The sequence below is a fragment of the Oscillatoria sp. FACHB-1407 genome (assembly GCF_014697545.1).
GTDB lineage: Bacteria > Cyanobacteriota > Cyanobacteriia > Elainellales > Elainellaceae > FACHB-1407.
In genome coordinates this window covers 32932-55084 of the sequence record NZ_JACJSA010000005.1, presented here as the reverse complement: position 1 = coordinate 55084, position 22153 = coordinate 32932, and the positions used below count along the sequence as shown (strand labels likewise).

The window sequence follows — 22153 nt, the reverse complement described above, 5'->3', positions numbered from 1 at the left end:
TTACTCAGCTACCACAGATGACAATTCTGTTCCGAACTTGTAATTTTGGTTTGCAAAATTTCATCTTCAATAACACACGATGTTTGTTGCAACACTAGCTTATTGCAACACTAGCTCATTGCAACATTGCGTTATTAGACATGTTAGGCTTCACTAATTCTAAATCAGTGTATTTCTCACAAATGTCATTTCAGTTGATAAATAGCTTCATCCAGCAATTCTGCTCAGAAGGCTGTGATGGTATACGGGGCTATTTTTTTGGCTAAAAGCATTTTCTATAAAAGTATTTCCTTGAAAGATGATCTTGTCGGTGAGCCTTTAACAGTGGAGTCTCTGCTCTTGTCAATTTGGCTGAAAAACTTCAAGTTTTTCGGAACATTAATCTGGCGAATTTTAGGACAGATAATGACTGTTCACGGGTGTTCAACTCTATCTACCAAACCGTTTCTAGAGAGGGAATTCAGCGTTAAGGTTTGGAGAATGTATTGTGGAACCCTTAAAGATCACACAACTTGTAAATCGTTTTCAACTGAATAAAGATTCCTATTTCACAGGCAGAATGGATCTGCGATCGCCCCATGAAACCTGGAGCCTGTTTTTTCGATTGGGTCGCTTAGTCTGGGCAACTGGAGGGATACATCGGTTTAGACGCTGGTATCGTCTGTTGAGGCAGTGTTGTCCAGAATTGCCCCAAAACAACATTCAACTTGCCAATAAAGAGGTTTCCAAAGTTTGGGAATATCTGGTACTGATTATTCTATTGAAACGCCAGCGGATTAAGCGAGAACAGGCGATCGCTCTGATTGAGCAGACTATTACCGAGGTTCTATTTGACATTATTCAAACGACAACCGAGGGGACGTTGACCTGTCGTTTTACAACTCAACAAACGCTGGAAGAAGCGATCGTCTTAGTTCATTCAGAGCAGATTTTGAATCATACGCTACATCTGTGGCAACGTTGGGTTGATGCTGATTTGGCGACCTACTCGCCGAATCTCGCACCTGTCTTGCAGCAACCTGATAGACTCCGGGGACAACTCTCTGAGCAGGTTTTAACCAAGCTAGAGACAACTCTGGATGGTCAATCAACCCTGCGTGACATCGCCGCGACTACCAAACAAAACTTGTTACTGTTAACTGGGTCAATCATTAACTACGTTCATAAGAACTGGATTGAGTTGCAACCAATCGCTGATCTGGTTGACCTGAAATCCGCTCCTGTAAGACCCATTTCAACATTACCGCCTCCTGCTGCCAATGCATCGCTCATTGCCTGTGTTGACGATAACCTCAACGTCTGCCGCACTATGGAACGCATTCTCACATTAGCAGGCTACCGCTTCATTGCTGTGCAAGATCCCTTAAAGACATTGCCCACACTGCTTGAGCATAAACCTGATCTAATTTTTCTAGATCTCGTCATGCCGATTGCGAGTGGCTATGAGATTTGTGCTCAGATCCGTCGAGTGTCTGCGTTCAAAAATACCCCTGTGGTGATTTTGACTGGAAACGACGGCATTGTGGATCGGGTGCGTGCTAAGTTGGTGGGTGCATCTGACTTTTTAGCAAAACCTGTAGATGGAAAACGAGTTGTCCATGCAGTACGGCGACACTTGTTGGCTACTACTGTGGTGAGTCAGGATGTAGTGCCATCTTAACTCAATCATGAGTGCATCTCATATCCCCTGTTTAGTTAAGCTAGAGAGTTTAGTTTGAAGCGTTATGAATACAGTACTTCTTGTTGAAGATAGCCTGACACAGTCAGAGCTAATTACCAAGTGCTTGCAGCAGGCGGGTTTATCCGTTGTGCTTGCAAGAAGTGGGGAAGAGGCTCAAGAGAAACTGCATCAACAAAAACCAGATCTAATTGTGTTAGATGTAATTTTGCCAGGACAGAGTGGATTTGAGTTATGTCGTGAAATTAAGACAAACCCCACTACAGATTCTATTCCTGTAATTATGTGTTCTACGAAGGGCACGAATGCCGACAAGATATGGGGCAGTATGTTGGGGGCGGACGCTTACTTATCAAAACCTGTTGATGAACAGGAATTATTACGCACCGTTCAACAACTGATGCGAGGTTGAGGAATGAGTGCTATTCAAACGGTCGATCGCCCCAATTCTGAGCCATCAAATGTGGCAGAGCTAGCGCAACTTGAAGCGCAACGACTCGATCCATTTGCGATCGCCACTTTTTTACGACAACACAATACCCATGCGGGAATGAGTGTGACGGTTTGGCGGCATGGTTGCCTGTGCATTCTGCTAGAGGCAGACGAGGTGCCCCATCCATCGGAGACGATGAACTGGCTACGAAACAGCCTCAGTCAGTTCAAAACGCTTGAAAAAATACGCATCTATGCGCGTCAGGTTGGTCAGAATATGCCCGCCTGGTGTGATGATCTCAATCTGGCTCAATCGGCGATCGCTGTCCCCCACTCCTCTTCCCTATTGAATTGGTTACATCAAGGTAGCCATGAATCCAAGCAACCAACCACAACGACAACCCCAGAAGTTGCCGCTCAACAAACTCGCTTTCTGCGGTTTCATCTAACGGCTCAAGAGACGGCTTTATTAGCTCTGGAGTCAATTCGAGAAGTGTTGAGAGTAAGCGTTGATAACATCCTACCTGTCCCTGATACTCCCCATCATGTGTTGGGAGTTTACAACCATCGGGGGGAAATTGTGTGGTTGGTCGATCTCAAACAACAGTTAGGATTCTCTGAACTCGATAGACAACTGACATCCATGCTAACGGTCATTGTTTTGCAACAGGATGGACTCTCATTAGGGGCAGTTGTTTCTCGCGTAACAGATATCGAGTTACACGATCCCCAGAATGTACAGCCTACTTCTGCCGATCTATTTCCTCTACCGTTGCGATCATTTTTGCAGGGCTATCTGCCACACCCCTATAGTTTTGTCTTAGATGCCAGAGCACTGATTACACAAGTAACATTGTCATAACTGATAGACGTTCTTCTATATAGCGGTCTTAGCTGTAGATTCAATGTTTCAGGTGCATTACCACTTCTCCCGATTGACAATCGGCTTACACCTGAATGGAGTTTTCACATGGTTAATCAACTCAGAACAAATGCTTTAAACGAACTCAATCATATTCCACCTCTTAGTGAAGAATACGCTGCGGAGCACGTTCAACTAAATGCAACCAAAGGGCCTGAAAAAGTCCCAGGTTCTAACAAAGCACCTGTTATTACAAGTGATAGTAAGAGTGAAAATGGTTCAGCCGACTGGAAGAATACGGTTGATATTCGACAGGCAACCAGTGCTTTAATTGCGATCAAAGCAGAGTTAGAGAAGACTGGAGCATTAGAAAATCCGGAGATGCGTGAGAAGATCCAACATCTTCTCAACGTTGTCCGTGGGGCACATCAAGATGTCAAGGGACAAACAACTGATACAGTACAACAGCAGTTTAAATTGAATCGTCAGCAAGTAGAGGCGATCGCCCAACAGTTACATCAAGCGGCTGAACCGGAAACTCTGTTCTCAATTGCGGCTCATAAAATTCGAGAGATTTTAGAAGTCGATCGCACCTTAATCTATCGGTTTGATACGGTCGATCAGGGGAGTGTTTTAGCCGAAGCACTGGTGGATGGCTGGACTCCAATGCTGGGAGAAATGCTGAAAGCCCATTGCTTTGGGTTAGGCAAAGCCAGTGACTATGAACGACAACTTGTTGCGATCGAAGACGTGTATCAGCGATCGTTTTCACCGTACCAAATGCAGTTGTTTGAGAGATTTCAAACGAAGGCGAGTTTTGCGATTCCCGTTGTGTTAAATAAACAGATGTGGGGGTTGTTGGTTGTCCAGCAGTGTCATAAACCGCGTCGCTGGCAAGAAGCTGAAATCACACTATTACAACAGGTGGTAGCGGAACTGGTTGCAATTTTGCAACAGCTAGAATTTCATCATCTGTTGAAGCAACAACTGGAACAAGAACAAGCCATCTTGCGAGTAACGGAAAAAATCCGTCAAGCCAAAGATGCATTCACTATTTTGCGGGCTGCGACTCAAGATATTCGCTATGCCCTGAAGTGCGATCGCGCCGTTGTGTATCGATTTAACCCCGATTGGAGTGGCGAATTTATTGCAGAGTCTGTTGGCAGTGGGTGGGTGTCTGTGCTGGAAGAACAGAAGCACGAAGCACTCTTGCAAGGTAATCGCACTGAGAGCGATCGCTGTGTTTTGAGAAATTGGGGCGAGTTTGGAGCACTCGACCAGGATACCTATCTCAAACAAACCCAGGGCGGTAAATACATGATGGGAGAAAAGTTCACCCGCATCAATGATGTCAGCAAAGCGGGTTTCTCTCCCTGTTATCTAGAGTCATTAGCAAAATATCAAGCAAAAGCTTACTTGATTGTTCCCATCTTTCATAACGGGAATTTGTGGGGATTATTAGGGGTGTATCAAAACTCAGGACCACGGCACTGGTTGGAGTATGAAACGAATTTGTTGTTGCAGGTTGGCGGTGCGATTGAAGTTGCATTGCAACGAGTGGACTACATCAAATCGATTGAGCGGGAACAGGCGATCGCCAAGGTCATCAACAAAATTCGTCGTCCCGATGATGTTGAGGGCGTGTTTCAGGTCGCGGTGCAAGAAATACGGCAGTTGTTAGCGTGCGATCGTGCCGTTGTCTATCGCTTTAACCCCGATTGGAGTGGAGAGTTTGTGGCAGAGTCAGTTGGTAATGGCTGGCCGTCTATGTTGCAACAACAGGACAATAGCCCAACCCTGCGAGACAACATTAGTGAATGTAGCGCAGAACTGCCGAAGACTCTACCCTACAACGATACTTACTTACAAGCCAACAAGGGGGGTCTATTCAATCAGGTGGGGGTGTTTCGAGTGGAGGAAGACATCTACACAGCGGGCTTTTCTCCCTGTTACATCGAAGCTCTAGAAAATTATCGAATTAGAGCCTACGTCATTGTTGCTATCTATGCGGGACAAAAACTCTGGGGACTGCTTGCTGCTTATCAAAATGGTGCTCCCCGACGCTGGCAAGATGCGGATAAGAATTTGCTAGTTCAAATCAGTACTCAAGTTGGGTTAGCCTTGCAACAGGCGGAATTTGTCGCCCAACTGCAAGAAAAATCAACTCAGTTGATTAAGGAAGCAGAACAAGAGAGAGCCGTCGCTAAAGTGATTGATCGCATCCGCAAAACGTTGGATTTAGATTCAATCTTTAACACAACGGTACAAGAGGCGCGGCGATTCTTAAAAGTAGAGCGTTTGACGATCTACAAGTTTCGTCCAAACTTTTATGGTGATTTTCTGGTTGAAGCTGGTGCGGCTGACCTGAATCGGCTAGTAGGTAGCGGTTGGGAAGATCCCTATCTCTCAGAGCATCAAGGTGGTCGATTTCGCATGAATGAGCCGTATATTGTGAATGATGTCTATGCGGCTGATATCACCGATTGTCACCTCGAAGCGTTAGAGAATTTTGGCGTTAGAGCTTGTCTAGTCGTTTCCATCTTTCGTGGTAAGGAGTTGTGGGGGTTGCTCTCCGCATTTCAGCATAGTGCTCCTCGTCACTGGGAAGAAGGTGATGTGCAATTTCTGACCCAAATTGCAGCGCAACTGGGTATTGCCTTACAACAGGCAGAATATCTGCAACAGATTCAAACCCAGTCACAGCAGCTATCTGAAGCTGCTGAACGGGAGAAAACAGCTAAGGAAAAACTACAACAGGATGTGATTCAACTGCTCTCTTCTGTGCGTCCTGTATTGCAGGGAGATTTAACGGTGCGGGCGATTGTTACCGAAGATGAGGTCGGGACGGTTGCCGATGCCTACAACAATACAATTCAGTCGTTGCGTCGGATTGTGACTCAAGTCCAAAGCAGTGCGGCTAAAGTGGGGCAAACCTCCACTGAGAGTGGTAAGGCGATCGCTGCTCTGTCAGAACAGGCAAAGCAGGAGGCACAGGAAATCACCTCTGCGCTGACCCAAATTGAGGCGATGGTAAACGCTACTCAAACCGTTGCAGCGAACACCCATCAGATGGAAACAGCCGTACAACAAGCCAATCAGACCGTGCAACAGGGTGATGCTGCCATGAACCGCAGTGTAAATGGGATTCTTGCCATTCGGGAGACGGTGTCTGAGGCGACGAAGAAAATCAAACGCCTTAGCGAGTCCTCTCAAAAGATCTCAAAAGTGGTGAATTTGATCAACAACTTCACCACTCAAACCCAACTTCTGGCATTGAATGCAGCCATTGAGGCGACTCGTGCTGGAGAATATGGGCGGGGATTTGCGGTGGTGGCAGATGAGGTGCGATCGCTGGCGCAACAATCAGCAGAGGCAACTACCGAGATTGAGAAATTAGTGCAGGAGATTCAAGCGGAAACCAGTGCCGTTGCAACCGCAATGGATACTGGCATTCAGCAGGTGGTGAGCGGTACGAATCTGGTAACCGAAACACGCCAGAGCTTAAACGCGATCGTCACTGCAACCGGACAAATTAGTGAGTTGTTACAGGGCATCACCCAATCCACTCAGGCCCAAATTCAGCAGTCACAGACTGTGATTCAAACCATGCAAAACGTGGTGGCGATCGCTAACAAGACCTCGACTGACTCGGTTCAAATCTCGACCTCATTCCAGGATTTGTTGACGACGGCTCAAGAACTGCAAGCCAGTGTGGGGCAGTTTAAGGTGTCGTAGCTTTTGCAGGATGAAGGGCGTTTTACAAAACGGGCGTTGCTGATCTTGGGGATGAATGAGTCGCGAGTAAGATGCTCGCACTGGTTGAAACGATTCACCTGAAAGGAGTGTGAGCGTCTCGCTCACGTCTGTGTCAAAATAATCATCCCTCTATTCAGCAACGCTACAAAACGCCCCTACCCACTCTGTCGATGTCTTATATAGCCCTACGCATATGCATTAGGACATAAGGGGGTGTGGGGGCTGTGCTCCTATCCACCCCGTTCTAACCTTAGTGAGTACTGCTATCCCAATTTGAATTGGCTTCGCTGCACATGATTCCGTAAGGGCGTTTCGCGAAACGCCCCTACCCAGTGATCTACCACAATCAAACATTAAATCGGTATTACTTTTATCCTTCGTCCTTCATCTTTTATCCTTTATCCTTCATCCTTTATCCTTCATCCTTCATCCTTCATCCTTCATCCTTTATCCTTCACCCTTTATCCTTCATCCTTTATCCTTCATCCTTCATCCTTTATCCTTCATCCTTCATCCTTCATCCTTCATCCTTTATCCTTCATCCTTTATCCTTCATCCTTTACCCCTTATCCTTCACCCTTTATCCTTCATCCTTCATCCTTTACCCCTTATCCTTCACCCTTTATCCTTCATCCTTCATCCCTCCCTCTCCCTTGCCCTCATGTCTGCCAACTCCGAAACCTACGCCTATTTCCTTGAAGAAGCCAACGACTTGCTGCACAGTATCGAGCAGGATTTATTGAGTTTGCGAACCAATCGGACGATCGCCACGGTGCACAACTTAATGCGATCGGCTCACACCCTCAAAGGGGCAGCAGCTAGCGTTGGCTTAGAAACAATCAAAACGCTATCCCACGTCTTAGAAGACATCTTCAAGATGTTCTACAACCCCAATGTCGTGATCGATGCTGAGGTTGAAGCCCTGCTATTTCAGGGATATGAGTGTTTGCGGTTAACGCTCTCCGCCGAATTCACTGGAGGGGCGATCAACGAGTCTGCCATGCTCGATCGCGCTGCATCCGTCATTGCCCAACTGCAAGACAAGTTAGGGGACTGTTTTGATCAAGAAGCCATGCTACCCACCTCGGCTGATCTGGGGTTTGACATTGTGCAATCAATGTTTGAATCGGGAGTCAGCCAACGCTTAGAGACTCTAGAACAGGCTCTTCAGGAGAACAATCCCCAAACCCTCCAAACCGTTGTGCAAACCACAGCGGAGATTTTGTTGGGTCTGGCGGAGTCTTTGGAGTTGCCAGGATTTGAAGCGATCGCCCAGACGACTCTCACCGCTCTCAAGCAGCATCCGGAGCAAGTGATGCAGATTGCTCGGTTGGCATTGCAAGATTTTCGTCAGGGACAGAGTGCCGTTTTGCAGGGCGATCGCACGGAAGGAGGCGCATCCTCAACTGCGCTGCGGCAGTTGGCAACGGTTGAGTCTCCTCAAACCATGGCTGAGGGAGAGATTGAGGAATTGGAGTCGGCGGATTTACTGCAACAAATTGAACAGGAATTAGACCAGCTATTGAGTGGCGAATTCCTTGCCAATGCTGCGGCAACAGTGACTTCACAACCTTCAAAATTCACAGGTCACGAGGTTGAGCCGGGTTTGATGCCCCTCATGGGCACGACAAAATCTGCTGCAACCGCTCTAGAAACGATCACGGCTCCAGAAATGACACCAGAGCGTGAGTCAGCGTTAGCCGAGACATCAAGCTTGAGTGCAGTGGGTACAGTGCAAACGAAGACCCTTTATCCTACTCCCATTGATGGTGCAAAATCAGCCCATTCGAGTCCTACATCATCCACTATTCGGGTTGAAATTGAACAATTAGAGCGGTTGAACTATATCACCGCTGAGTTACTAATTCACCAGAATCGCCAGGTCAACCAGGATGAATCATTGCGGTTCACCGTCCGAAAACTGTTGTCCAACTTGCAAAAGCACCAACAAATCATGGGCGATTTGCAGGATTTATCCGATCGCATGTTAGTGAGAAAAGGAACCTGGGGAACACAGGCGATCGCACCAACGGTGATACCTGCCTATTCACCAACGCCAGAGTTTGATGCCCTGGAGTTAGACCAATACAACGATTTGCATTTTCTGATTCAACAGGCATTAAATCAATTCACCCAGCTTAAGGAAACCTCAGAAGAGATTGATCAATTCACACGGCACACTCGCTATGGGCGATCGGCACAACACCGATTGCTGGCCGAGATGCGCGATGGGTTGACATCCGCTCGAATGCAAGCATTGGGAGAAGTGTTTAATCGCTTTCCACGAGTGTTGCAGCAGTTGAGCGCGGCTTACGATAAGTCGGTTGAGCTAGTGCTGATGGGCAAGGATGTTTTAGTCGATAAGGCGATCGCTGAGCGACTCTACGATCCTCTGTTGCATCTGGTTCGCAATGCGTTTGACCACGGAATCGAGTCGGTTGATGTGCGGCGAGCAAGACACAAACCCGATGTTGGGCGAATTGAAATTTGCGCTTATCATGACGGTAACCAGACGTTGATTGAAGTGCGAGATGATGGTGGTGGCATCGATTTAGAGCAGATTGCTCAACGGGCAATGGAGCTGAATCTTTTATCACCGGAACAAATTAAGCAAAGTTCTCCGGCTGATTTGCTCAATTTGGTGTTTGAACCGGGTTTCTCGACGGCTTCACAAATCAACGACCTGTCAGGACGAGGGGTGGGATTGGATGTCGTGCGTGCCCAGGTGCAAACCCTGGATGGACAGGTCAGTGTTGCTTCTATTGCTCAAAAAGGCACAACCATTACACTGCATTTACCTGTTTCACTGACTATTGCAAAACTGTTGGTGTGCAATGCAGACGACAATGTCTATGCATTACCTGTTGAGAGCATTCAACAAGTAATTGCAGTCCGTTTAGAGCAATTGCAACAAACGGCTGACCAACAGTTTGCGTTACGTTGGCGATTTCAAAATAAAGACCAACTGATTCCAATTCAATGGCTATCTAAATTGATTACCTATAAGGCTAATCCGATCAAACAGCAAAGTGGTTATCAACTTCCTCAACTTTCCAGTTCAGAATCAACACTGACTGATCTATCCAAGGCTCTCGCTGGCGAAAATTCCTTTGCTGTTCTTTTGCTGAATACTGCCCATGGCTTAAGTGGATTAGCGGTCGATCAAGTGTTAGGGGAGCAGGAATTAGTGATTCGTCCACTGGGAGCGGCGATCGCCTCACCGCCATATGTGTATGGTTGTTGCATCCTGGGTAACAGCGGATTGGCATTGGTGATTGATGCACGCAAGTTAGTCCAATCTCAATCCGCTGCTCTGGAATGGCATCAAACCAGTCCGATTAAAATATCCTCACTGAATCAGCTTCCTTTGTTGGATGGCGCAAAAGCCGGGACAAAATCAGGTGCAAGAGTTATCAAGCAGGAGCGTGTTTTGCTTGTCGTGGATGACTCGTTAACGCTGCGACAGGCTCTCAGCAGCACCTTGATCAAGGGAGGGTTTCAGGTGCTACAGGCGCAGGATGGATTGGAGGCGATCGCCTATTTACAAGAACATTCTGATATTGCACTGGTGATTTGCGATATCGAAATGCCCCGTATGAATGGCTTCCAATTCCTCAATCAGTTTCGGCAAAATCTACGCTACGTCCAGATTCCGGTGGTCATGTTAACGTCTCGCACTGCCGACAAACATCGTCAGTTAGCTCTTCAATTGGGCGCATCTGCTTATTTGACAAAACCCTACAAAGAGAGTGAGTTACTCTCTACGGTGACAAACCTGATTCATATCAAATAATTGGCGTTGCTGATTGAGGATATGAAATCGCGAGCAAGATGCTCGCACTCCCTTGTGATGATCCCGATAGAGTGAGCGTCTCGCTCACGTTGGGAATTTACGTATCATTTGTCATTTCAGCAACGCCAAAATAATTTTTTATCTTCAATAACTACTCATGTCTAACACGCTCATTGTTCCGTCAACTCAATCGACAACCGCATTGGAAGAAAGCTGCAAAGCCATTGTATTTGCGATCGCCAATCAACTGCTGGCGTTGCCCCTCTCTGCCATTGTGAAGGTCATCTATTGCTCTGTTGAACTGAGTCATAGCATTCACAATCAAGAGTTGATCTTGTTTGATCATCAACCCCTGACCGTGTTGAATTTGCATTCATGGTTAGCCTCTACGGCAATGGCTCAAGGGCGATCGCCCATCCGGTGTCTGATCATTGCTCAAGCCTATCAAGACCTCTATGCGATTCCAGTGGATCGACCTCCAACCCTGCAAGAGTTGCCACTGGCTGATATTCAGCCTCTCCCGGTCGCGTATAGTAAGGCGATCGCGCAGATGGCTGACCATTTCGCGCTGGTCAATCAACAGGATGTGACCCACAAGATCTTACTGCTCGATCTGCATCAGGCGGCTCATTTGAATGCCGTAGCCACATTCGATGAGGGCGGAGACGAGTCAGAAAGCTCCCCCAACATCAGGGTTTGAGCCATTGCTTTTGTCCTCAGCTCTCTACCCAAAGCGATAATATCGAGTCCTCCTGAATCACTGGCATCGCAGGAATGAATCAACTTTGGCGATCGCCCACCAACCAACCTTTGGTGCCAATGGTTCCCTGATGATCCACGACGGGTTCCAATACCTCCACCGTCCAGATGCGGGCAAACGGCAGACCCACTTTGCGAAACGATCGCCGTACGGTTTCGGCGTCTGGAGCGTCAAACTCACAAATTACTCGACTGCGATCGTGAGCCATCATAGAGCGAATCCAGTACACGCGGTTGCTTTGATGGCAGGGTATTGCTCGCCTCACATCCTGATTCCACTGGTCTTCTGTGATCGGTGGGTCAAAGATTTTTTCAACTAGAACACGCGCCATAGAGGTTTCTAATCGTTGAGATTGTTATGTTATCAGCCTAGCATTGTCCACAATTGCGCGATCGCTTTTTGGGCAAGCGTACTAACAGTCTGTAAATCAAGTTGCTGTTGCAGGTCTTCCAACAATTGAAGCGCAGAGGAGCGATCGCCCTGAGTCAATCGGGCTTGAGCCAGGGCTACACCTGCGAGGGCAAGTTCACTTGGATGGGCGACGATTTTGGCAGCCCGAAACGCTTCTTCGGCATGGGCGATCGCCATCTCCACACGATCGTGTTGTAGATCGACTCCGGCTGCAATCGTCAGTGTGTAAGCCAGCATTCGCTGTGAGTCGAGTTGTCTCAGTTGGGCCAGGGCTTGCTCTAACAAAACGTTTGCGCTGTCCTCACCGACGCTATATCGGGCAAGGGCATCCAGTGCCGCTGCAAAGGCTCCCTCGCTTGCCTCACCGCTAATGTTGTTGGTGACAGTCGCCAATTCGGTTGAATAAGACAGAGCGGCGATCGGGTTACCCGCTTCTAGCTCGGTCATTGCCAGATAAGTCAGGCAGACGCACTCACGCCAATGGTCTTGCTCCGCTTGCGCCATGCGCCATGCCCGGTGCAGGAGTTGCCGAGCAGCAGCAAAATCCGCTGCATGACGACGCACACAGCCCAACCCGCAGGGAATATCGATCAGTTCCAGTCCTGCTCTGGCAGCCAGGGATTGAGCCTCTAACAACAGAGCTTCTGCACGGGGCATTTCTCGCTCTGTTTCAGCCAGACACCACCCGGTGTACGCCAGCATCCGGGCAGTCGTGGTAGAACTGGCAGCCCGACCTCGCTCGATCGCCTCTAGAGAGTGCTGCTGGACGCTGGTTAAATTGCCGTGGTCATAGTTAAGGGCAATAAGCACCTCAAATCCAGTTGCTTCTTCGTCTTTGAGTCCCAACGTCTGCGCTTCATCAATCAATCGGCGCAGTTGTGTCTCCACTTTAGCTGCCCGATCCTTCGTGACTCCTGCTAAAACATGCAGTTTCAGCAGTTCAATCTGACAGCGGACTCGCGTACACTCATCCAAAAATTGGCAATGATGTAGCCCCTGCTGAGTCAATTGGGAAGCCTCAGCGTAGGCAAACAACCGCAAACATCGCTCAGCAGCAATCATATAGGTCGAAGCTGCCAGTTCATGATCGTCACCGAGGGAGGCGTGATAGGCGATGTCGCCTGCCAGAGAGTCATCGGTTGCCAGGGATTTCTTCAATGCCTGAGCGATTTGCAAGTGCATGAGGCGACGACGAGGCGTGGAGATCTGCTGGTAGGCGACCTGACGCACGACATCGTGGACAAAGGCATATTGGGTTTCGCCTGTGAGAATGGCTCCCTGTCGAATGATGCCCTCCTGCTCCAGTTCTTCGATCGCCACTAGCAGATCAGTCAACGGGCAATGAGCGATCGCCGCGATCAGGCTTGGGTTAAAGCTGCGACCCAACACCGCTGCCCACGTCAAGAACTCACGGGTAGATGGGCTAATTTGCCGGAGACGGTCTTGAATCAAGGCTTCCAGGCTGTCTAAAGATACATGACCCGGTTGTGAGGCAGCGCGGGTGATTTCCAGGGCAAACAATGGGTTACCTCCACTGTCGGCAAATACCTGATTGCCATCAATCGCCCCATTGACCGCGTGAACCAATTGCACAATATCTGCCTGCTCCAATAACGGCAGTTCCACGGTTCGCAGGCGGTTGTCGCGTCGCAAAGCCTGGATCAGTTTGCCCAGGGACTGATTTTGCGTAAGCTCACGAGGTCGTGCTGCACAGGCAAACCGCACCGTTGTCTGGTTAAACAATCGAGCCGCATAGTGGAGCAGGGCGATGGAGGCTTCGTCTAACCACTGGGCATTGTCGAGAATGACGAGGGTTGTGGGATGTTGGGTTGAGAGCCGCGACAGCAGATGAACCACTGCATCTAAGAGCCAACTGCGATGGGAAGCCGTCTCTCCCAGGGGGTAGTCGCTCGATTCTTCGGGTCGAGGCGATTGATCGGATTTGACAGACACCTCTGGAAACAGCGATCGCAATGGTGGCAGGTCTGCCAAAGACTCGAGAGGCAGCGATCGCAGCGCATCCACCCATGCCCCATAGGGGCGCAACATTTCTGTTTCAAAGCCCCAACCCCAGAGCACCTGTCCCTGATTGGTACGAACGGTTGCTGCCAGTTCTTCTAAAAGACGGGTTTTGCCAATGCCCGCTTCGCCCAGCAGCAGCAAAATCTCAGACGGATGAGTGTCTGACGGAGCGGTGAGCCACTGATACAGAAGTTGCCACTGGCGATCGCGCCCAATCAATGGCGGTGATGCAGCAGGCAACGGGGAAGAACTGGCAACGGTTAAAGATTGTGCCTGGTTGTCCTGGGTCACCGCACCCAACGCCTTCAACGCATCCTCCTGCGCCTCTGTTAGCCCACTCGCATCTGTGATGCGGGTTCCTTCATAGGGGCGATCGGCTTTCAGGGTGTTGAGTGCGTCCCCCGTTTGAACTGTCCACAGTTGAATCGTTTCATCCTGGCTACCGCTGGCGAGGGTTTGACCATCGGGGCTAAATGCCACCGACCAGATCAGATTGGTATGTTTCTGTAAACGGTGTAGACCTTGACCCGTAGCCACCTGCCAGAGCCTCACCGTTTGGTCGCTGCTGCCGCTGGCGAGGGTTTGACCATCAGGGCTAAATGCCACCGACCAGACGCGACTGCTGTGTCCCTGCAACGTTTGCAGGCATTGTCCTGTGGTTAGATCCCACAGCTTCACCGTGTGGTCGCCGCTGCCACTGGCAAGGGTTTGACCATCGGGACTGATGGCGATCGCCCATACCCAATTGCTGTGCCCCTGCAAGGTTTGGAGACACTGCCCCGTGCGGACATCCCACAGCTTAATGGTCTGGTCATAGCTGCCACTGGCAAGGGTCTGACCATCGGCACTAAAGGCAACACCACAGACCCAACTGGTGTGTCCCTCCAGGGTTTGCAGGCATTGCCCGGTGTCAACATCCCACAGCTTAATCGTCTGGTCATCACTGCTGCTGGCGAGGGTTTGACCATCGGCACTAAACGCCACCGACCAAACTCGGCTACGGTGCCCCTGCAAGGTTCGTAAACACTGTTGACTGGAAACATGCCACAGCTTCACCGTCTGATCTCCGCTGCTGCTAGCGAGGAGGTGCCCCGTGGGGTTAAAGGCAACGCCACACACAGAATTGGTGTGTCCCCGCAACGTGTGGAGGCACTGCCCCGTGCGGCTATCCCAAAGTTTCACGGTGTAGTCGTCATAGCCACTGGCGAGCAGTGGTGCAGTTGGGCTAAAGGCGACTGTGCGGACGCGATTCGCGTACCCATAAAACGTTTTGCGACATTGCCCCGTCTGAAAGTGCCACAGTTTAATGGTTTGGTCGCCACTGCCACTGGCGAGGGTCTGTCCGTCCGGGCTAAACGCCACTGCTCGCACCCAGCTTGTATGCCCCCGCAAGGTTTGGAAGCACGCCCCCGTCTCTACCTGCCACAGCTTTACCGTCTGGTCTTCACTGCCACTGGCGAGGGTTTGCCCATCGGGGCTAAAGGCGATCGATCGCACCCAATTGCTATGTCCCACAAAGGTTCTGGCGCACTTTCCAGTGTGGAGATTCCAGAGCTTTACGGTCTGGTCACTGCTGCCACTGGCGAGGGTCTGCCCATCCGGGCTAAATGCCACCGACCAGACGCGATCGCCATGGTCACGCAACGTTTTAGAGCACTTCCCAGTTTTGAGATTCCACAGTTTGATCGTCTCGTCGTCGCTGCCGCTGGCGAGGGTTTGACCATCCGGGCTAAAGGTGAGCGATCGCACCCAATTGGTGTGTCCCTCCAGGGTTTTGTAGCCTGTCCCGGTGCTCAGATCCCACAACTTGATGAGGGGTGCTTCGCTGCCACTGGCGAGCGTCTGCCCATCGGGGCTAAAGGCAACTGACCAGACGGGATAGGGGTCTTCTGGCAAGGTCTGGAGGCAGTGTCCGGTCTGGAGATCCCACAGTTTGATAGTTTTGTCGTCACTGCCACTCGCCAACCGTTGCCCATCGGGGCTAAAGGCAACCGACCAGATCCAGTTGGTGTGTCCCTGCAAGGTCAACACGTTTTTGCCATCGGCAACGCGCCACACCCGCACCTCACGGTTGGTATCTCCAGTCGCCAGCAGTTGCCCATCCGGGCTAAAAGCGACAGCCAGCGTCAGGCTCAGGGGTTCCGTAAACACGGTCTTCGATAGGTCGGTGTGGGTCAGGTTCGCCTGTTGCAACCTCACATTGCGCAGGTCTGCCTGCCATAGAGCCAGGTGAGACAGGTCAACCCCGGTTAAATCTGTTTTCAAGTGGATCAACAGGTTGAGCAAGTTGCCTCCGGTGTAGCCCAGTTGGGGGGGTGGGTTTTGGCGGAGTTGGGTCAACAGGTGTGTTAGAACCCGTTCAACCGATGGGCGATCGCCCAGGCGAAGCTGAAGTTTGTTGAGGATGGGCTGGACAATCTGACGAATCTGAATGTCCTGGATGTAGTCTTTGCCCTGCGCTTTGAGCAACGCATGGCTGTGGAGCAAAGGAACGGGGAACTGTGGCTTGGGAAGTCTGGATGTATCGATGAGGGATGGCTGAATCGGGATAGCGGGGTCGGCAGTGCGTGCCATTTCCTCAATCTCATCGCAGATCCACTCAATCAGCCGATCTGTCACGTATTCCATGACGATGGGTGCTTGAGTGTAGCTGCCCGATTGTTTCTCCAGCAGCGATCGCCAACTCAGCGACTTTAAAGCCTCTAATAAATCAACCCGTGATGTAGGTGGAACAAGATCGGCAGACAATTCTGAAAGAGTCGTCCACTCTCGATTAATTGCCAACCAAAACATCAAATTGCGTTCTAAGATTGAGCTTCTCAAACATTGTTGATCGAGCAGTTGATATAGCCCATGAAATACGTTTGTGTCTTGTGCTAGAAAGTCTTCAATCTTGCCGTCAAACAAATCTTGAATTGAAGTAGACACAATTTTGAGTGCCAGTGGATTGTAGTTGTGAAACTGACACAGTTGTTGTTTGTGGGTATCAGAGCCAATTAATCCTTTAGCTTCAATAATGGCGCAGGCTGCCTCTGGAACGCCCCCCAGGTGTAAGGTTTGAACCGCTGTTGTTCCTTCTAAAACAGCAATTTCCGCAGGTTTTTCTCGGCTGGTCAACAACACACAACTCTGGTGTTGCACCTCACCCAACTGCTTAAATAATTCGCCATAACTCTCATAACCAGCGCGATAATGTCCAGCGCGATCGCCTTCCTGAAAAATGCTTTCTATATTGTCGAGGATGACCAGACAGCGATGCCGCTTTAACCAGTGAATGAACCGTCCGATCTCAGCTTTCACATCCTGTTGATCGGATAGGAACGGGATCAACTCATCCAATAGTGTTTCCAGTAGAGGGGCATTGCGTAGCGATCGCCAGATGATATGAGTAAAGAGAATAGGGAGTAGGGAATGGGGAGTGGGGGAGTTTTGAGTTCCTGCCTCTGCGTTCCCGGTTTCAATTTTCGCTTCCCGATTGCCTACGATTTCCTGCGCTAATTTTACGGCTAACGCAGTTTTACCAATTCCGCCCATACCCAATAGCAACACCAATCGGCAGCGATCGCGGTTAATCCACTGGTGCAGCGTCGAGAGTTCCGTGACACGACCGTAAAACGTAGAAACATCAATCGCTTCGCCCCAGTCTTGTTGGGTTGTCGGGGGGACAGGTAGTGCCGGAGGGATAGACGTGGAACGGGGTAGCTCTGGTGGGGTAGGCTGTTCATCCTCGTTGAGAATGCGCTGGTAGAGGTCGCGGGTGGTGGCACTGGGATCAACGCCCATCTCCTCCCGTAACACGGTGATGCAGCGATGATAAAGCTGGAGAGCATTGGCGCGATCGCCGCTGAGCCAGTGCAACTGCATCAGAGAGGCGTAGGCTGCTTCATTCAGCGAATCAATCCGCAGGAGTTGCTGAGCATAGCCGATGGCGGTTCGATAGTCCTGCTGAGTTTTGAGCAGGTCAATCAATTGCTCTAACCCCTTGACTCGGATCTGCTGGAGTCGCTCCCGTTCAGAGACAATCCACTCGTCTTCACAGCTTGGCAGCAAATCTCCCTGATACAGCTGGATCGCCTGCTCTAAAAGCGATCGCACCTGGTCAGGATCGGTCGTTTGGGCTGCTGCTTTCACGGCATTCTCAAACGCCATGACATCGAGGGTAAAGGGAGCCGCAGGCGACCATTGCAGTGTTTTGGATTCGATGATGAGAAAGCGATCGGCTTCTGGTAAGTCGCGCCGTAAGTAACTTAATTCTTTACGAAGATTGCTACGAGCCTGGGTATCGGTTGAGTCTGCCCAAAGGTAAAAGGCGAGCCGCTGTCGAGGTTGGGGGGTATGACGGTGTAAAACGAGACACGCCAGCAACGCCTGCGATCGCGATGTGGTGATGCCTGGAATGGGGCGATCGCCATAGGCAAGAGAAAACCCCCCTAATAACCGGATGTCCAGGGTTGAGGACATGATACGACTGGATACAGCTAGACCAAAAATGCCATCTATTAAGGATGGCAATGTTTTATTTTAATCACTTTTGCTCTGTACGAGGACAAAGTCAATGATTTCCATAGCTTTAATGCGTAGCTGTACCATTTCGTAATCTAGTCTTATACCGACACGACTTACGTCGTTAGATCCCCCAAACCTTGTAGGCGGACTTCGCTCCAATAGTCGCGGATTCATTCACCGGGTTCAGTCCCGCAATCACTAGATGCACCCGTCAAGCCCCCCTGACAAAGGCTCAAAGTCCTCCAAAATTTTGAGATTTAGGGGCCTGAGAGGACTTACTATATACACCGTAGCCTTAAAAGTGTATAAGTCCTGACCGATTTAAGCGGGGTTGGAGGCAAATCAAGATTTTGCACCCCGTTTAAACATCAAGCAGGATTGCTGTAGTTAGCGGAAGGCATGAAATAAATTGGCTCTGAATTGATCAGTCGCTTTCCACTTAAGAGGTGGCTTCCCAGGACGGGCAGGCAAGCCTGACAAATTGCTTTAATATGGCGATCGTCTGTACCGCAGCATCCTCCCAACACAGTGAAGTGAGGAAACTGCTGGCGCAGTTCACGATATTGACTGCCAAATTCCTCTGGGTTACCCTCATCCAGAGTGTCTGACTCATTCAGTTCGGCATGGCTTTTAACGGATGCGTTGGCACGAATGCCACGAATGCGCTCTAACCAGGAACCTCCATCGGCAAGCACATCAGCAAAATGAGTAGGATGGGCACAGTTGATCATGTAGTAGGCAGGTCCACTATCGGTCGCTGCATCGACTTGTGCGATCGCCTCGCTTAAAGGTTGCCCTGTGGGTAGCTTGCCATTGGTTTCCACCGTAAAGGAAATCACAACTGGCATTCCCAAAGATTGAGCCGCACGAGTAATCCCGATCGCCTCCTGGACGTAGTTCATGGTAATGGCAGTCACTAAGTCAGCATCAGCATCACGGAAGATGGCAATTTGATTGCGGTGATAATTTTCCGCTGCATTTACCGTCATTACTTCTGCCGGAACATAACCATCGCCACGGGGACCAACGCATCCGCTGATCACAATGCGGCACTGTTCTGTTTCATATTCCTGACGGATGCTATGCAAAAGGGCGATCGCTCTGCGATTCATCTCCGCTAAGATGGCTGGAGAATATCCCAGTTTTGTACCCCAGTCAGAACTGGCACGCCACGTTGCACTCTCTAAAATTAAACCAACTTGATACGTTTGAGCCAGATTGGCATAGGTGCGAAAGTATTTTTGGAGTGATTGATAACCCGCAGGATGTCTTAATAAATCAAAAGCGGCGAAGTCAGGTAAGTTTAGTCCTTCAAGAAAAATAAGTGTGGTTTCAAGACCACCATCCGTCAGAAAAATATCATTCGATAATTGCGGTAAATGATGTCGATACTGAGCCATTGTTGTTGTCCTGAAGAGGATATAGAGGGACAAGATTTGAACATGGATCTACGTTAACGAGAGGGGCGATCTGAAACCGCTCCTAAACCGCTCCGAAGGATTAACGTTGAGACTCATCTCTCTTCTGTCACTCTCTCTGCAAACAAATTCCAGACAAACCTCGTTTCCAAGCTCCTGCCTGGAAATGGAGTGACAGAGGCTCTGCCTCCAACCATGGCTTCAGAAGGCAGAGCCTCCCTGTGTGCATTCCTGGCTAGAAGCCAGAAGAATTTTGACAAAATATAGCCCTACGCATATGCATTAGGACATAAGGGGGTGTGAGGGCTGCGCCCCAGCCAGGGGTTCCACCCCTGCACCCCGTTCTAACCTTAGTGAGTACTGCTATAATTTCTGCCTAATGTGATTAAAGAGAGATAGAAACGGTATTCAACCCCTTACCTGGACTTCAGCACCTCGCATATGCCAGGGTCTATCGGGGCAGGACAGCGGCGATCGCCGCTAATGTCTCAGTTTGCAGTTGATCATCTGCGATCGCCTCAACAGCTTGCATTGCCTGCGTGAGTTGCCCCGTTAGAACTAGAGGAACGGCGATCGTAGCGAGCAAGGTATCTTGGGCAGGTTGCACATACTCTGGTGTCGGTTCCAACAGTGCAACGTGCAATGCCTGCTCGACTTGTTCTGTCGCCAACAGGTGGTTGGCAATGTCGTGGTAAGTCAATTTGCGGATGGGAGCATGATCAATTGATCCAGCAATTGCCAGTGCTCGTTCTAGCTGCCCTGAGCGAGCTAATTCAACTGCAATTGTGGATTGAGCACTCCCTTTTACTGCGGTGTCACTGAGCCGATCGGTCAGGGCTAAAGCGGTATCAATCTGATTCTGCCTTGCCAATACTTCAATCATGCCCCTTAAAGTATGGTCTTTTAAGAAACGATCTGGCACCAATTCCACGAGTTGCATTGCCCGATCCATCCGCCCAAGCGCAGTAAACCTCAGGGCGATTTGAGCCAGAAATGCATTCCCCTCATAATCATCGGCAGCGGGTTGTGGAATGGACACCTGCTGCAATATCTGGGAGGCTTGTTCCTGATCGCCTGCTTCCTGGAGTTGCTGGGCGATCGCCAGTTGGGCAAGGGTTTTAACTCGATTGTTAGAGATGGAATTCACCACCTCAAGAGCATCTGCTACTCGTCCGGCGATCGCATAGTGATAAGCAATTCCACTTAAGACCTCAGCTTTTGAGGCAGCACTGAGGCTGTAGGCAAAGGATGTGCCGGGTTGGGGTGGCGCAGGTTCCACCATATAAGCAGTAACCTGGAAAGCCGCGTCAAACTGTTGCTGTACTGCCAGATTTATCCCAATCGTCTGCAATGCTCCTTCGCGTGCCCAATACATCCGCAATTCAGCGTCAGATTCAATGGATGAAACGGGGGGAATATCCTCGGCTAACTGTCGGGCGATCATCACTGCCTGCGGTGGTTCTCCCATATCAATGAATTTGGTAGCGATCGCTGACCATATCTCGCTTTTCTCTGAAATCGAGGAGATGGCTTGTGCGTTATCCCAGGCTTGCTCGACCTGCTCAACCGTGGTCAATCGCTCCAGGATGCCGATGAAGGCTGAGGCTTGATAGTTTTGTCCACCCTCACCCGATGCTGAGGTGCATCCAGTAATGCTTTTGGCAACTTCTAATGCTCGATCCAGATCAGCGACCAGATTCAGATTCACTGCAATTCGCGACATCACTTCAAACTTGTAGTTGGCGCAACTGCCGTTTGATTCATAGGCATAATCACCTGTGATGCCTCTCGCCCGCTGCAACGCCTCCAACAACAACCGTTTTGCTGGCTCAGTTTCGCCTCGGTCGATTAATGCAACGGCGATCGCATTCAGTGCCTCAGCCTTATGAAAGTCATTGGGTAAGGTTGGGACAAGCTGCAACGCTCGATCGGTAAACCCAGCTTGCGCCATTTGAGCCAGAATATCTCGCAAAACCTCACCATAAACGGACTCATACATCTCGCGTCTGTTGTCCTGAGCCAGTTGAAAGGCACGATTGAAGGATGCGATCGCCTGTTGGGTTTCTCCTGCCTCGGTTAAACGAACTGCAATGGTGGACAGCGTTCTAACTTGAGTGGCGCGATCGGGAATTGCCTCTGCCTGGGCGATCGCCCGGTTAAATAACTCAGAGGCTAATTCTGGTTGTCCCTGTGCCAGTTGCAATGCTTGATCAGATAAGGGATCAGAGGACGTCACATGGGGTAACGCAGCAGAGGGAGCTATCTCAGAGAAGGAACGGTCTCCTGTCGTAGCAGATGCGGATTGGTTCGCCCCCAAGAGCAATAACAAGGAAAGCGCAACAGAGGGAGCAAAAAATTGAGGCTTCATGGAGGTTAGAGTCACTCGGCGTGGAGATGGGTGCCGATCACATGTCTACACAGATTTCGGTGACAATTCCTGAATCTGCCACCTTCTCTTAACATGCAAGGTAAACTTCGATTTATACCGATTTAAGTGGGTTCCAGTGCAAATGCG

At 49.9% G+C, this 22153-nt stretch carries 10 protein-coding genes; 6 read left to right on the top strand and 4 right to left on the bottom strand.

Going from position 1 to position 22153, the window contains the following annotated elements; genetic code table 11:
* Positions 1-487: 487 nt before the first annotated feature.
* From H6G89_RS35650 to H6G89_RS10000, 6 genes are all read left to right on the top strand, one after another.
* A complete protein-coding gene (locus H6G89_RS35650; RefSeq protein WP_190505603.1) occupies positions 488-1660 on the top strand; it encodes a response regulator in 1173 nt (390 codons plus the stop codon).
* A 64-nt stretch (positions 1661-1724) separates the two neighbouring features.
* Positions 1725-2090 carry a response regulator transcription factor gene (locus H6G89_RS10020; protein WP_190505602.1) on the top strand — a complete coding sequence of 122 codons (366 nt, stop codon included), beginning with the start codon at positions 1725-1727 and terminating at the stop codon, positions 2088-2090.
* 3 nt (positions 2091-2093) lie between these two features.
* Complete coding sequence (locus H6G89_RS10015) at positions 2094-2972, top strand: chemotaxis protein CheW (protein WP_190505600.1); 879 nt, start codon at positions 2094-2096, stop codon at positions 2970-2972.
* Between the two features lie 108 nt (positions 2973-3080).
* Complete coding sequence (locus H6G89_RS10010; protein ID WP_190505598.1) at positions 3081-6707, top strand: GAF domain-containing protein; 3627 nt, start codon at positions 3081-3083, stop codon at positions 6705-6707.
* A 682-nt stretch (positions 6708-7389) separates the two neighbouring features.
* A complete protein-coding gene (locus H6G89_RS10005; RefSeq protein WP_190505596.1) occupies positions 7390-10521 on the top strand; it encodes a hybrid sensor histidine kinase/response regulator in 3132 nt (1043 codons plus the stop codon).
* Between the two features lie 157 nt (positions 10522-10678).
* Positions 10679-11221: a chemotaxis protein CheW gene (locus H6G89_RS10000; protein ID WP_190505594.1), complete on the top strand. Its 543-nt coding sequence runs from the start codon at positions 10679-10681 to the stop codon at positions 11219-11221.
* Positions 11222-11300: 79 nt separating this feature from the next.
* On the opposite strand, the gene H6G89_RS09995 is transcribed toward H6G89_RS10000, so the two are convergent.
* From H6G89_RS09995 to H6G89_RS09980, 4 genes are all read right to left on the bottom strand, one after another.
* Positions 11301-11612 (bottom strand): DUF4242 domain-containing protein, encoded by a 312-nt coding sequence (locus tag H6G89_RS09995; protein WP_190505592.1) that lies wholly within the window; start codon positions 11610-11612, stop codon positions 11301-11303.
* Positions 11613-11644: 32 nt separating this feature from the next.
* Entirely contained in the window at positions 11645-18175 is a 6531-nt protein-coding gene (locus H6G89_RS09990; RefSeq protein ID WP_190505590.1) for an AAA family ATPase, read from the bottom strand.
* Between the two features lie 413 nt (positions 18176-18588).
* Entirely contained in the window at positions 18589-19620 is a 1032-nt protein-coding gene (locus H6G89_RS09985; RefSeq protein WP_190505587.1) for a homocysteine S-methyltransferase family protein, read from the bottom strand.
* Between the two features lie 469 nt (positions 19621-20089).
* Positions 20090-22006, bottom strand: coding sequence for a tetratricopeptide repeat protein (locus H6G89_RS09980; RefSeq protein ID WP_190505585.1), 1917 nt, complete (start codon positions 22004-22006; stop codon positions 20090-20092).
* Between the last annotated feature and the right edge of the window lie 147 nt (positions 22007-22153).

Coding starts and splice junctions, on each gene's coding strand:
- H6G89_RS10020 (WP_190505602.1), top strand. CDS start 1,725: ATGAATACAGTACTTCTTGTTGAAGATAGCCTGACACAGTCAGAGCTA.
- H6G89_RS10015 (WP_190505600.1), top strand. CDS start 2,094: ATGAGTGCTATTCAAACGGTCGATCGCCCCAATTCTGAGCCATCAAAT.
- H6G89_RS10010 (WP_190505598.1), top strand. CDS start 3,081: ATGGTTAATCAACTCAGAACAAATGCTTTAAACGAACTCAATCATATT.
- H6G89_RS10005 (WP_190505596.1), top strand. CDS start 7,390: ATGTCTGCCAACTCCGAAACCTACGCCTATTTCCTTGAAGAAGCCAAC.
- H6G89_RS10000 (WP_190505594.1), top strand. CDS start 10,679: ATGTCTAACACGCTCATTGTTCCGTCAACTCAATCGACAACCGCATTG.
- H6G89_RS09995 (WP_190505592.1), bottom strand. CDS start 11,612: ATGGCGCGTGTTCTAGTTGAAAAAATCTTTGACCCACCGATCACAGAA.
- H6G89_RS09990 (WP_190505590.1), bottom strand. CDS start 18,175: ATGTCCTCAACCCTGGACATCCGGTTATTAGGGGGGTTTTCTCTTGCC.
- H6G89_RS09985 (WP_190505587.1), bottom strand. CDS start 19,620: ATGGCTCAGTATCGACATCATTTACCGCAATTATCGAATGATATTTTT.
- H6G89_RS09980 (WP_190505585.1), bottom strand. CDS start 22,006: ATGAAGCCTCAATTTTTTGCTCCCTCTGTTGCGCTTTCCTTGTTATTG.